This is a genomic window from Mesorhizobium sp. ES1-3, from assembly GCF_020164795.1.
Taxonomy (GTDB): domain Bacteria; phylum Pseudomonadota; class Alphaproteobacteria; order Rhizobiales; family Rhizobiaceae; genus Mesorhizobium.
In genome coordinates, this window is record NZ_JAIUGW010000006.1 from 96,587 (window position 1) to 109,510 (window position 12,924).

The window sequence follows — 12,924 nt, forward strand, 5'->3', positions numbered from 1 at the left end:
GAGGAGAGCTCAAATGGCTGATTGGTCCGCCGCCCAATATCTGAAATTCGAGGACGAACGCACACGGCCGGCGCGCGACCTCGCAGCCCAGGTGCCGGTCGACTTTCCCCGCCGCGTCGTCGACATCGGCTGCGGGCCGGGCAATTCGACCGAACTTCTGGTCGAGCGCTGGCCGGATGCGCAAGTGAGCGGCTTCGACACATCGCCTGACATGATCGAAAAGGCGAGGGCACGCCTGCCCGATGTCAGCTTCGACCTCGCCGATGCGTCGACATGGCAGCCGGCCGAGCCCGTCAACGTCATCTTCGCCAATGCCGTGTTCCAGTGGCTGCCCACGCATCCAGCGGTGTTCCAGCGGCTGATGGGTTTTCTGGCGCCTGGTGGCGCGCTGGCGATCCAGATGCCCGACAATATGGGCGAGGATTCGCATCGCCTGATGCGGGAGACCGCGGTGCAAATGCCTTTCGCGGCGAAGATAAAGGGCGCGGCCCGTGCGCCGCTGCCGCCGGTATCGTTCTACTACGACCTTCTGTCGCCGCTCTCCGCTCGGCTCGACATCTGGCACACCATCTACAATCATCCGCTGGCCGACGCCGAGGCGATCGTCGAATGGGTGAAGTCGACCGGACTGAAGCCGTTTCTCGATCCGCTGGAAGCCGACGAGCGCAAGCTGTTCCTCGACAGCTACACGGCCAAGATCGCCAAGGCCTATCCGAAGACCGCTGATGGCAAGGTGCTGCTGCGTTTCCCCCGCATTTTCATTGTCGCCAAGCGGGCGGGGTAGGCTGGCGTAAACCTTGGTTTAAGCCGGTGTAAACCGGCCGAGTGAGAAAAGTGTTGCGCCGAAGCGTTTCGGCGCCCACATGATGCCGCAATGCCCGCGGACGGGACGGACTGGAAACATGCATCGCGTCATCATCAGCGGCATCGGCGCTGAAATTCCCAAGCCTGTCATCACGAATGAGGAACTGGTCGCCAGCTTCAATGCCTGGGTCGACACGGAGAACGCGCGGCGCCAAGCTGCCGGCGAGACGCTGCTGCAAAAATCGGATTCCGACTTCATCGTCCATGCCTCGGGCGTGCGCGCCCGCCATGTGATCGAACGGGAAGGTATTCTCGACCCGACCCGCATGGCGCCGCGCATTCCGGCGCGTTCGGACGACGCGCTCTCGCTGCAGGCGGAATTCGGCGTCGCTTCGGCCAGGAAGGCGATCGAGCACGCCGGCATCGCGGCGTCGGACATCGATCTGGTGATCTGCTCGTCCTCGCATCAGCAGAGGCCGTATCCGGCGATCGCAATCGAAATGCAGCAGGCGCTGGGCACAAGGGGTGCCGGCTTCGATATGGGACTTGGCTGTTCGTCCGCGGCGGCTGCGCTGCACATGGCGGTCAATCTGGTGCGCTCGGGCGCGCACAAGCGCATCCTGGTGACCACGCCCGAAATCATCACCGGCCATCTCAATTTCCGCGATCGGCAGACGCATTTCATCTTCGGCGACGCTTCGGTGTCGATGGTCGTGGAGGGGCTCGCCCAGGGTGAGAAGCGGCCGGGCCGCTTCGAGGTGCTGGACACGCGCATCTGGACGCAGATGTCGAACAACATCCGCACCAATCTCGGCTACCACACGCGGACCGCGCAGGACGATCCCTACATGATCAACCTGGAAGGCAACCTCATCAAGCAGGTCGGCAACAAGGTGTTCAAGGAAGTCACCGTCGCCGGGCATAAATTCATCGTCGAATTCCTGGCCGAGCATGGGCTGACGCCACAGGCGGTCAGGCGCTTCTGGCTGCACCAGGCCAATGCGCGCATGAATGCGATGATCCTGAAGCTGGCATTCGGCCACGATGTCGGCCATGACCGCGCGCCCATGGTGCTGGAGCGGCTCGGCAATACGGCGGGCGCCGGCGCCATCATCGCTCTGTCGGAGAACCATGCCGACATGAAGCCTGCCGATTTCGGCCTGATCTGCGCCTTCGGTGCTGGGTATTCGATCGGCGGCGCGCTGCTGAAAATGCTCTGATCGAGCGTCGCGCCGCGTCAGGCAGGTGCGAAGGGGACCAGCATCGGCACCCGCTTGGCGTAGTCGTCATAGGCGGGGCCGAGTTCGCCACGCAGGAAACGCTCCTCCAGCCTCGCCTTCACGACGACGCCGATGATGAGCAAGGCCGTACCGGCAATGCCCCAGACCGTGCCCTTCGCCACCATGGTGGCGAGCACCGACAGCAGCAGCCCGGTGTAGATCGGATGCCGGACCAGGCGATAGGGGCCGGTGTCGACCACGCGATGATCCGCCTTGGCGGTGACGGTGGCGGACCACAGCCGCCCGAGATGGATGCGCGCCCACCACGCGAAGCCGATGCCGACCGCGACCAGGGCAACGCAGGCCCAGGCTTCGGCAAGGGTCGGCGTCCACAATCTCAGCCTGCCTTCATAGCCGTGCGCTGGAACGAACAGCAGGACGGTGCCGGCCAGCCAGAAGACGCGATAGCGGGCCTCCGCTCCGATGGAGGCGCGCTTTTGGACTGGATCGGCCCACAGGGCAGCCGCCATCCATGTGACCACCCAGATCAACCAAAGCGCTGCGATCGCCGCTCCGGGACGCATGAGAACCTCCGTCGACGGTCTGGTCTTCACCATGAAGCCGACGCAGCGCGGCGGCAATGCGGCGCGGCGCCGTTTTTCGGTAAGAAGGTTGTGATCGAGCGGTCAGCGACTGGCCTCTATTCATTGGAGCAACTGAACATCCACTGCACGCCGAAGGCGTCGACCAGCATGCCGAAGCTGCTCCCCCAATATTGCCGGGCAAACGGCACGGTGATCCGGCCGCCTGCGGCCATGCATGCGAAAAGTTCCTCGCGGGCGAAAACCTCTGGCGCTGCTGCGGGCCCGTCGAATTCCAGCATCATGGCGGACCCCTTCATCGGCTCCGCGTCGTCATTGTCCGAGGCGTGGAACAGCACACCCGGACCTTCGAAGCGGGCATGCAGGACTTTTCCGCGCATGGCTTCTGTGCGCACCGGCATATTGTTGTCGCCCCAGCGCAGCAGGACCGTTGCCCGGCCAAGACCGCATTGTTCGTAGAAGGCCAGCGCAGGCTCGCAGTTGGTGGTGAAGAACAGCGACGGGGAGAGCCGCATCATCCTGTTCGTCACTGCGCGGCGGCGGTGGCGGCCGCGATGAGCGCGTCGCCGGTATATTGCCTGTCACCGATGCCCCAGCCGCCGTCGGGCGCATTGACGATGTTGATCCAGGTGTTTTCCGGCTTGTGCTCTGGGATACAGAGATCGGCGACGATGCCGGCGGCGGCGGTGATGAAATCCTTGCGGGCCTCGATCGAGCCAAGGGCGATATTGGGCAGCTTCAACTCGACCATAACGACCGGCCGGTTGGCGCCACCCGCGTAAATGTCGCGCGGCGGCAGGATATGGACGGTGCCGCCAACGATCGCGGTGAAGAATGAATTGCCGGTGGCGCCGGAGGCTTCGATGAGGGCAGCGCTCAGGCGCGGCAGGATTTCGCGCTCTCCCGCTGGGGTCAGTACGCCCTCCGGCGCGGTCACGGTGATCGGCATTGCTTTCTCCTTGGGTTGCACGGCCCTCGCCGGGAGGTCATCTTCCGGTTTGCCTGGTTACGTATCGATTGATATGTTATGAGGGAAAGGTGAGTCAATAGGTTTCGTATCGATCACTATGGAAAACTCGGACAAACCACGCGGCGGCCGGCCGCGCGCATTCGACCCGGACCGGGCGCTCGATGCCGCGATGCATCTCTTCTGGGAGCACGGCTATGAAGCGACGTCGCTGGCCATGCTGCGCGAAGCGATGGGGCTGACGCCGCCACAGATCTACAACGCCTTCACCGACAAAGAGACTTTGTTTCGCGGGGCGTTGACGCGCTACCACGAGACCGAGATAGGCTTCGCGCTGGAAGCGCTGAGGGCGCCGGTGTCGACGGGGGAGGCGATCCGGCGCTTGCTGCTGGGCGCGGCGGCGGCCTATTCCAGGCCCGGCAAGCCGGGTGGCTGTCTTTTCGTCAGCGGCGCGCTGGCGGCCTCGCCGCAGGCGCAAGCCATTGCCGATGAGCTCAAGGCCTATCGCAAGGCGAGCGAGGCGGCGATCGCGGCGCGGCTGGCCAGAGGCAAGGCAGAAGGCGACTTGCCGGAAAACCTCTCCGTCGAAGGCTTCGCTAAATATATTGCGGGCGTCATGAACGGCATGTCGATCCAGGCACGGGACGGCGCGTCGACCGAAGAGTTGCGCATTTTGGCCCGAACCGCTCTTGCGGCCTTGCCGGCCGAAGGGCAAAACCAGGGCACGTCATCCAAGGAATGAAGCCATGCTGGATCTCTTTCCCGAGGCTGAAAAGCCGACCGAAATCATTCCGTCGAAGAAGCTTACCGCCCGCGCGGCGGCGCTGTATGTCGCGCCAGCGGACGATTTCCAGACGCGTCCGGTGGACGAATTGCGGCTCGACTTCGACGGCATTTCAGGCGACTTCCATGCCGGACCGACGCGGCGTTCCGGCGGGCGTGAACCCTGGTATCCGCGCGGCACCGAGATGCGCAACGAACGGCAGATATCGATCGTGGCAGCGGACGAATTGGCCATCGTCGCCGAACGGATGGGGCTGGCCGAAATCAAGCCTGAGTGGATCGGTGCCAATCTGGTGATCGAAGGCGTGCCGCATCTGTCGATGCTGCCGGCCGGCACTTTGCTGTTCTTCAAGGGTGGCGTGACCCTCAAGGTCGACGCCCAGAACGGGCCATGCCGCATCGCCGGGCGATCGATCGCCGAAAATGCTGGAATGGCCGACGTTGAAGCCGGCGCGCTGTTGTTTCCGAAGGCGGCGAAAAGGTTGCGCGGCGTGGTCGCCTGGGTTGAAAAGCCCGGCATCGTCAGGGCCGGCGAGCAGATTTCGGTGCGGGTGCCGGAACAATGGATTTATCAGGCATAGCCGCGCGCTCGCGTCGTGGCCGAGGTGGGAGCTACGCCGCCTGTGAGGCGGCGTAGCAGAAGTCGTCGGGCTTTAGCCCTTGCGGTTCTTGTTGGCGCCTTGCGCCATGACGGAAACGTGGTCCCATTTGTCCCAAGTGGCGAGGCGGTTGGCGTATTCCTGGCGTATCATCGGCAGGCCGCCATCGCCGAAGAATACCCGCAGCGGCGGCTCGGCCGCATCGACGATGGCCAGCATGGCCGGACCGGTCGCCTCGGGATCGCCGGCGACCGAGTTGGCGCGGCGCTCGGCCATCCTGGCGCGGGCAGGCGCATAGGCCTCGATCGGCTTGGAGACCTTGGACGATGCTCCCGACCAGTCGGTGGAGAAGCCGCCCGGCTCGACCAGCGTGACATGAATGCCGAATTCCGCGACCTCGATGCTGAGTGACTGGCTGAAGGCTTCCAGCGCCCATTTCGAGGCATGATAGAGGCCGAGCGAGGCAAAGGCGTTGACGCCGCCGATCGACGAGATCTGGATGATGTGGCCCGACCGCTGCGCGCGCATGATCGGCAGGGCGGCCTGGGTGACCCAGAGAGCGCCGAAGACATTGGTCTCGATCTGATCGCGGGCTTCCTGCTCGCTGACTTCCTCGATGGCGCCGAAATGGCCGTAACCGGCATTGTTGATGACGACGTCGAGCCGGCCAAAGCGCTTGTGTGCTTCGGCGATTGCGGCATCGACGGCTTTCTTGGCGGTGACGTCGAGCTGAATCGCAGCGACGTTGTCGCCATATTTTGCCACGAGATCGGCGAGCGTGCCGACGTCACGGGCGGTCGCGGCAACGCGGTCGCCGCGCGCCAATGCGGCCTCGGTCCAGACGCGGCCAAAGCCTTTCGACGATCCGGTGATGAACCAAACCTTTGATGTCATGATGTGGAATCCTTGCCCCTCCGGGCACAATTTCTGGATGAAAGCGGAGGCTTCTCCGCTTTCGGGCATATACGGCCTGTCCCGTGATTTTCCAGAGGCGGGGGAAATCTTTTTGAACCTGGGGCTTTCCCGTAGAACAAGAAATCGTGTGGATCAGGGGTAATTCACCAAACTCGACCATGCCGGGTCGTCGTGCTTTTGCCAGTAGAGCGCCATCAACCGGCTGGTGATCGGCCCGACCTTGCCGTCGGCGACGTCGGCACCGTCGATCTCCGTCACCGGCATGATGCCGCCGGCGGTCGAGGTGACGAAGACTTCATCGGCTGCCTTGAGCGAGGCTACGCTGACATCGGCGGCCTTCGCGGTGAGCCCTTCCTCGCCACAGAGATCGAAGACGGTGCGGCGCGTGATGCCTGGCAGCACGCCGATAGCCGGCGTCGACAGTCTGCTGTCCTTGACGCAGAAGACGTTGAAGCCAGGACCCTCGGCGACATTGCCGTTGAAGTCGAGAATGAGGGCCGTCTCGGCGCCGCGATCATAGGCATCGTAGAGGCCGCGCACCAAGTCGAGCCAGTGGTAGTTCTTGATCGCCGGATCGATCGAGGCCGGCGGAATGCGCACCTTGTCGCTGATCGCGACACGCAGGCCGCGCTGCAACTGCTCGGCATTGGCGACCGAGCCGAACGGCACGGCAAACGCCATGAAGCGGTTGATCGCCTGGCGCGGGTCGCGGCTGAAGCTTGGTGAAGCGCCGCGCGTGCACAGCATCTCGACATAGGCGGCGCGATGGCCTGACAGCGCGACACAATTGTGCAGGATCTCGGCCACGCCATCGCTATCGAACGGGATCGTCATGCGCAGCTTTTGCAAGCCGCCGAAGAAACGGTCGAGATGCAGATCGAGGCGAAAGAAGCGGCCGTTCCAGACATGCACCGTATCGTAGGTGGCGTCGGAATGCAGAAAACCCCAATCCAACACCGAAACCTTGGCTTGCGACATCGGCAGGTACTGGCCGTCGAGGAAGGCAATGCCTTCGGGATAGGAATGCGGGTCGACATGGCGGTCGCCCACCACAGGCAGCGGCGGTCTATCCTGTGCGATTTGGCTCATCGGCAGCTCCTTGCCATTGCGTCACAAGCTATCGGCGGCACGCCGAACGCATAGAGCCAGCACTCCGACTTCAGTCGTCCTCGAGATGAAGATCCGGCCCGGCAATGGCCTCATTCCTCCTCGTCATCGGCGTCGAGCAGGCGGGTGGCGCGCCAGCGCGTGAGCATGATGTTGGTTTGCTCGATGACGAAGAAGCGCGCCGAGTCGCGATCATAGCCCTCGGCCAGCAGCTTTTCGTAGTCGGTGTGCATGTGACGGATATGGGCGATCGTCGCCAGCCACACCGCGATCGTCGGCGGCAAGGTCTTCATATGCACCGAGCCGGCGTCAGTGCGAATCTTCTCCATATCGGCATAGGGCGCCAGCGGCAGCAGTGCTGTCAGCGCCTTGGCGATGGCGCGGCGGCGACCGGTCGGCGCGGTCATCGCTCCTCGCGCCCCTCAACGGTCGCCTCGGCAATGGCGTCGGTCGAGGCGAAATAGGGTTTGATGTCGATGACCGGCGTGCCGTCGAGCACGTCGATGGCGTCGAGGTCGATGCGCCCGGTGGCAATGTCCAATCCGACGAGCTTGGCTACATGCAGGCCGATCGGGTTCGGCCGGGCTGGGGAGCGCAGGCCGAATACGCCTTTTGCTTCAGCCGCATGGCGAGGTTTCTGCACGATCAGATTCCGTGGCGCGTGATGCAGCCAGGACAGGATGACGACGTGGCTGGCGCGTTCCAGGCCTCGCAAGCCGCTGCGATAGGGCGCGTCGATGGTCAGCGCCGCCGGCTGTCCCGTCTCGCGCGCGGCGCGCATGTTTTTCGGGCAGCTTTCCCGGGTGGTCCAGGGCGAGGCGATGCGGCCGATGAAGACGATGCCGCCGTCAGGAGGCATCATTGCCGGATCCTGGTCCAGTCTCTGCTCGCCTTCGCGTGCCTCGAACATCTCACGCGGTTCAGTCATTGCCTGTCTCTTTGCTGGTTCATGCCATTGTCTCGAACCGCTAGACGTTTCGGGGTGACCTGGACCGGGAAATCACGCATGCGGCATTTTCTGGTCCGGAAGCGACATAGCGCTTGCAAGACTGCCAAAATCGACATAAACATATGTTTATATCTTTTTCAAAGAGAATACGCTGATGCATGTCTCGCTCGACACCATGGTGGATACGCTGAAGGCGGCGGCCGAATCCAGCCGCCTGCGCATATTGGCATTGTTGTCGCGCGGCGACCTCACCGTTTCCGACCTTACCGAAATTCTCGGCCAGTCGCAGCCGCGTGTCTCGCGACACCTGAAGCTGCTGCTCGAGGCCGGGCTGATCGGCCGCTACCAGGAAGGGTCGTGGGCCTTCTTCCGACTGTCGGACGCCGATTCGGCACGGGACTTCGTGATGGGGCTGGTTTCCGGCATTCGCGGAGCCGACCCGCGGGTAGAGCGCGATCTGGAGCGGCTGACCTCGGTCAAGCGCAAGCGCCAGGACCGCGCGACCGCGTATTTTTCGCAGAACGCGGCGAGTTGGGATCACATCCGATCGCTGCATGTGCCCGACCGCGCCGTAGAGGCCGCGATGCTGAAGCTGGTCGGCAAACGGCCGTTCCAGTCCATGCTCGACCTTGGCACCGGCACCGGGCGGCTGCTCGAAATCTTCTCGCCACTCTACCGGCGCGGGATCGGCATCGACATGTCGCGCGAGATGCTGACCGTGGCGCGCGCCAATCTCGACAAGGCCGGCGTTTCGAATGCGCAGGTGCGGCAAGGCGATATCTTTTCGCCGCCGGTCGAGCGCGATGCTTTCGATCTCGTCACCATCCACCAGGTGCTGCACTATCTCGACGATCCGGCCCGCGCCATCCATGAGGCGGCGCGGCTGCTGCGCCCGGCGGGCCGTCTGGTCATCGTCGATTTCGCGCCGCACGCGCTGGAGTTCCTGCGCGACGAGCATGCGCATATGCGCCTCGGCTTTTCCGACCGGCAGATCGGGGAGTGGTTCTCCGAAGCCGGCCTCGATCTGGAGGATGCCCAGGAATTCGAACCGCGCGGCGGCAACGAGGCCAGGCTCACCGTAAAACTTTGGCTTGGCCGCGACCGGCGCCTGCTGATCGCCGATCCTGCCAATGCCAGCCAGCAGACCAGAGTGAGCTCGATAGGGGAAATCGCCTGATGAACCAGTTTCGTTTTTCCCGCCGTCCCGATATCGGCGACAAGGTCAGGGTTTCGTTCGAGTTCTTCCCGCCGAAGAACGACGAGATGGAGGCAAGGCTGTGGGATACGGTCACGCGGCTGGAGCCGCTGCGGCCGAAATTCGTCTCGGTGACCTATGGCGCGGGCGGTTCGACGCGTGAGCGCACGGCGCGCACCATCGGCCGCATCCTGAAGGAAACCAGCCTGACGCCAGCCGCCCACATGACCTGCGTCGATGCCGCTCGCCATCAGGTCGACGCGGTGATCCAGGAATTCACCGACATGGGCGTGAAGCGCTTCGTCGCCTTGCGCGGCGATCCGGCGGAAGGCGTCGGCGCCGCTTACCGGCCGCATCCGGACGGCTATGCCAATGGCGCCGAGCTGGTCGGGGCGCTGAAGGACGCCGGCGATTTCGACATCTCGGTTTCGGCCTATCCGGAAAAGCATCCGGAAAGCCCTGACTTCGCCACCGACATCGACATGCTGAAGCGCAAGGTCGACAATGGCGCGACGCGGGCGATCACCCAGTTCTTTTTCGACAATGATCTCTACGAACGTTACGTCGAGCGCGCGCGCCGCGCCGGCATCTATATCCCGATCGTTCCCGGCATTTTGCCGGTGCATAATTTCACCCAGGTCGCCAATTTCTCGGCGCGTTGCGGCGCGCTGGTGCCGGCTTGGCTGGCCGAGCGCTTCGAGGGACTCCAGAACGATCCGCAAACGCATGCGCTGGTGGCTTCAGCCGTGGCGGCCGAACAGGTGCTGGACCTCGTCGAGCGCGGCGTCGGCGATTTTCACTTCTACACGATGAACCGGGCCGATCTGGTGTTCGCCGTCTGCCACATGATCGGCATCCGCTCGCATGAGGCGGAGGTGGCTGGTTCCGCTGCTGCATAAGGGTCGGCTGGAAAAGCAAAAGGCCGGGTAAAAACCCGGCCTTTCGAATTGGTTAGACTATTTGGTGCTGGTCTTCCCCGTCTTGGCGGGTTCAGGGAAGGACGCCGATAATGAGGGCGCCGATGAAAGCAAACGCAGCACAAATCATCAATGCGTTGATTGGCCTCGTAAGTCCCATGACATAGCCTCCTCTTAAAGAGCTATGCCCTGGAGTCTAGGTTCATTTGTGCCACAGGCAAGCGGAAAATATGCTGCATTGCGACGTGATTGTGAAATTCGCGACCTCGGTTTTGCCGTTAGCCGTTGAAACTCTTCGGCAAAAACCCGCTTCAGACCTGTGAATAAATTATGGCGGTGGCGTGTCGATGCTGTGTCATGGCAGCGCTACCCCTGCGAAAGTCGGCTTCGACTTTCGCGATTGCACATGCCGTGCCTAACGGCGACCGAACACTCGTCCGTCGATTGTGAGAAGACCGAGTCCGATCAGCACCACGCCGCCGATCTCGAACGCTTCCAGCCGCTCGCCCAGGAAAAGAAAGCCGAGCAGCATGGCACTGGCCGGCACGATCAGCGTGACCAGCGAGGCGTTGGTGGCGCCGGCCGAGGCGACGAGGTTGAAGTAGAGGATGTAGGCGAAGGCCGTGGACAGAAGCGCCAGCGCCAGCACCGCCGCCCATACCGGCGGCGAGGCCGAGAACAGGCCGGCCGGGCCATGAGCGAAGAGCACGATCGGGATCATGATGATGGTCGAGGCCGTCAATTGTCCGGTGGCGACGACCGGCGAGGGCACGCCCTTGAAGCGGCGGGCGACCATCAGCGCAATGCCATAGGACAGCGAGGCGCCGATCAGCGCGAATTTGGCCCAGACAGGGCCGCCGAGCCCGGCGAGCAGGCCGGGACCGATCATGACAGCGGTGCCGGCGACACCGAGCGCGATGCCGGCGAGCTTGTTCCAGGACAACTTTTCGTCCGATGTCAGCGCGTTGGCGAGGATCAGCGTCCAGAACGGCGTCGTCGCGTTGAGCACCGAGGCGACGCCGGCGCCAAGCTGGGTCTGGCCGGCGAAGATCAGCGAGAAGGGGACGACGTTGTTGGTGAAGGCCAGCAGGAAGAACAGGCCGGCATGCGGCAGGGCGAGGCGGAAGGAGGGGCCGCGCAAGCCGAGATAGAGCTGCAGCGCCAATGCGGCGATGGCGACGCGAAACAGAACCAGCACCAATGGGTGAAGTTCCGCCACCGCGATGCGGGCGAAGAAGAACGAGCCGCCCCAGATCGCGCCGAGCAACAGCAACTGCCCCCAGTCCCTGAGCGTCATTGGTCCGCGTGCTGCGGATGTAGCGGTCACTGTCACGTGAATTCTCCCCCAGACGCCGGATGCCAGCGATCAGCCGGAAGCCATATCCGGTTCGCTGGCAAGAGCCACCCGAAACCGGACCGATGGACGCCGGCAAAGGCTAATGCCGCACCGAGACGCGCAAAGGACGCTGCAAGATTCGTTCCTGGCGCATGATCCTTTCCGAAAGTCGAAATTGACTTTCGGGGTCATGCGCCAGCCGCTAGCTTGGATTAATTGTGCGAGCTGAAGCCGGGGATTCGTCCATGCAGCGATTCGAGAACGCAAGCGAGGCGGCACTGGCGCTTCGTCCGGACGACCCCGTCTACTGCTTCCGCCCACAGGTGCTCAAGGCCGACGCCTTGCAGTTCATGGGCATGTTTCCCGGCAAGACCGCCTATGCGGTCAAGACCAATGGCGAGCAGATCGTGCTGAAGACGCTGGTCGAGGCCGGCGTCACCGCCTTCGACGTCGCTTCACCAGGCGAGTTCGCCGCCGTGCGCGCCGTCTCGCCCGACGCCGAGATGCTCTACATGCACCCGGTCAAGGCGCAGTCCGACATCAAGCTGGCGCTGGAAAAATACGGCATTCGCGTCATCTCGCTCGACCACGAAGACGAGATCACCAAGCTGACCCGGGTGGTGCGGGCGCTCGATATCGACCCGGGCGCGGTCAGCGTTTTCGTGCGTGTGCAGACCAAGGGGCATGCCGCCTACGAACTGTCGAAGAAATTCGGCGCCGGGCCGGCCTATGCGGTCGAACTCGCGGAGCGGCTGAACCGCCCCGGCTACAAGGTCGGCCTCTGTTTCCATGTCGGCAGCCAGATCGAGGATCCCGACACTTATGAGCGGGCACTGGCCTCGGCCGACTGGGTGCGCAACCGGCTGACCTTCGACATTGCCGGGCTCGATGTCGGCGGCGGCTTTCCGGCCGAATACGGCCATGATCCCAACCGCAAGCTGATCCAGATGCCGTCGCTCGGCCAGATCATGTCGCGGCTTTCCGGCGACCTGAAGGAATACCAGTTCGACCAGATACCGCTGGTGGCGGAGCCGGGCAGGGTGATCGTGGCGCGCTGCCTGTCGCTGATCGTGCGCGTGCTCCTGCGCAAGGGCAAGCGGCTCTACATCAATGACGGTATCTGGGCGTCGCTGTCGGATTCATGGACCGGCAAGATCACGCTGCCGGCACGCTTCATCCCCGATCCGGCGATCCGTACGCGCAATGGCGACGAGACCAAGATCGTGCCGTTCAAGGTGTGCGGCGCGACCTGCGATTCCGTCGACATCCTGTCGCGGCCGTTCTGGCTGCCGGAAACCGTCGACACCGGCGACTGGATCGAGATCGGCCATATCGGCGCCTACTCGCTGTCGCTCAGGACCCGCTTCAACGGCTTTTATCCCGACACCTTCGTCGAGGTGACGACGCCCTTCGACGAGGGCGACGCGCCGCAGGGGTTTGCGAGCCTGGAGACGATGGCGGATTAGGAAAAAGAAGTGAGTAGTGAGTAGTCAGTAGGGAATTTCCTCTATTCCACTACTCGCTACTCAC

15 protein-coding genes are annotated in these 12,924 nt (G+C 63.5%); 7 read left to right on the plus strand and 8 right to left on the minus strand.

Going from position 1 to position 12,924, the window contains the following annotated elements:
- The first annotated feature begins 13 nt into the window (after positions 1-13).
- On the plus strand, positions 14-784 hold the full coding sequence (gene tam / locus LB536_RS11505; RefSeq protein WP_140758997.1) for a trans-aconitate 2-methyltransferase: 771 nt from the start codon (positions 14-16) through the stop codon (positions 782-784).
- 118 nt (positions 785-902) lie between these two features.
- Entirely contained in the window at positions 903-2,024 is a 1,122-nt protein-coding gene (locus LB536_RS11510) for a beta-ketoacyl-ACP synthase III (RefSeq protein ID WP_224592066.1), read from the plus strand.
- A gap of 17 nt (positions 2,025-2,041) precedes the next feature.
- Here LB536_RS11510 and LB536_RS11515 read toward each other — a convergent pair whose 3' ends face one another.
- The 3 genes from LB536_RS11515 to LB536_RS11525 form a co-directional block, all read right to left on the minus strand.
- Entirely contained in the window at positions 2,042-2,608 is a 567-nt protein-coding gene (locus tag LB536_RS11515) for a methyltransferase family protein (protein ID WP_224592086.1), read from the minus strand.
- Positions 2,609-2,724: 116 nt separating this feature from the next.
- The gene (locus LB536_RS11520) at positions 2,725-3,141 is read right to left on the minus strand and encodes a VOC family protein (RefSeq protein WP_224592486.1); all 417 of its coding nucleotides are present in this window, start codon (positions 3,139-3,141) and stop codon (positions 2,725-2,727) included.
- An 11-nt stretch (positions 3,142-3,152) separates the two neighbouring features.
- Positions 3,153-3,575 (minus strand): hypothetical protein, encoded by a 423-nt coding sequence (locus tag LB536_RS11525; RefSeq protein ID WP_224592100.1) that lies wholly within the window; start codon positions 3,573-3,575, stop codon positions 3,153-3,155.
- Between the two features lie 118 nt (positions 3,576-3,693).
- On the opposite strand from LB536_RS11525, the gene LB536_RS11530 reads away from it, so the two are divergent.
- Complete coding sequence (locus tag LB536_RS11530; RefSeq protein WP_224592102.1) at positions 3,694-4,335, plus strand: TetR/AcrR family transcriptional regulator; 642 nt, start codon at positions 3,694-3,696, stop codon at positions 4,333-4,335.
- Positions 4,336-4,339: 4 nt separating this feature from the next.
- Positions 4,340-4,957: an MOSC domain-containing protein gene (locus tag LB536_RS11535; protein WP_140758992.1), complete on the plus strand. Its 618-nt coding sequence runs from the start codon at positions 4,340-4,342 to the stop codon at positions 4,955-4,957.
- Between the two features lie 72 nt (positions 4,958-5,029).
- Here LB536_RS11535 and LB536_RS11540 read toward each other — a convergent pair whose 3' ends face one another.
- The 4 genes from LB536_RS11540 to tsaA all read right to left on the minus strand — a co-directional run bounded on the left by LB536_RS11540 (position 5,030) and on the right by tsaA (position 7,925).
- Positions 5,030-5,869, minus strand: coding sequence for an SDR family oxidoreductase (locus LB536_RS11540; RefSeq protein ID WP_224592104.1), 840 nt, complete (start codon positions 5,867-5,869; stop codon positions 5,030-5,032).
- Between the two features lie 153 nt (positions 5,870-6,022).
- Entirely contained in the window at positions 6,023-6,979 is a 957-nt protein-coding gene (locus LB536_RS11545) for a D-amino acid aminotransferase (protein WP_224592105.1), read from the minus strand.
- A gap of 110 nt (positions 6,980-7,089) precedes the next feature.
- Positions 7,090-7,404, minus strand: a complete 315-nt coding sequence (locus LB536_RS11550) for a DUF2293 domain-containing protein (protein ID WP_015317180.1) — start codon at positions 7,402-7,404, stop codon at positions 7,090-7,092.
- Positions 7,401-7,925 carry a tRNA (N6-threonylcarbamoyladenosine(37)-N6)-methyltransferase TrmO gene (gene tsaA / locus LB536_RS11555; protein ID WP_224592108.1) on the minus strand — a complete coding sequence of 175 codons (525 nt, stop codon included), beginning with the start codon at positions 7,923-7,925 and terminating at the stop codon, positions 7,401-7,403. The genes LB536_RS11550 and tsaA overlap by 4 nt, the downstream gene beginning before the upstream one ends.
- Before the next feature lie 175 nt (positions 7,926-8,100).
- Here tsaA and LB536_RS11560 point away from each other — a divergent pair, with 175 nt between their 5' ends.
- Positions 8,101-9,123: an ArsR/SmtB family transcription factor gene (locus LB536_RS11560; protein ID WP_140811934.1), complete on the plus strand. Its 1,023-nt coding sequence runs from the start codon at positions 8,101-8,103 to the stop codon at positions 9,121-9,123.
- Positions 9,123-10,040 carry a methylenetetrahydrofolate reductase [NAD(P)H] gene (gene metF / locus LB536_RS11565; RefSeq protein WP_140758986.1) on the plus strand — a complete coding sequence of 306 codons (918 nt, stop codon included), beginning with the start codon at positions 9,123-9,125 and terminating at the stop codon, positions 10,038-10,040. The genes LB536_RS11560 and metF overlap by 1 nt, the downstream gene beginning before the upstream one ends.
- 433 nt (positions 10,041-10,473) lie before the next feature.
- Here metF and LB536_RS11570 read toward each other — a convergent pair whose 3' ends face one another.
- A complete protein-coding gene (locus LB536_RS11570) occupies positions 10,474-11,391 on the minus strand; it encodes a DMT family transporter (protein ID WP_224592111.1) in 918 nt (305 codons plus the stop codon).
- Positions 11,392-11,639: 248 nt separating this feature from the next.
- On the opposite strand from LB536_RS11570, the gene LB536_RS11575 reads away from it, so the two are divergent.
- Positions 11,640-12,860, plus strand: a complete 1,221-nt coding sequence (locus tag LB536_RS11575; protein ID WP_224592114.1) for an alanine racemase — start codon at positions 11,640-11,642, stop codon at positions 12,858-12,860.
- Positions 12,861-12,924 lie beyond the last annotated feature (64 nt).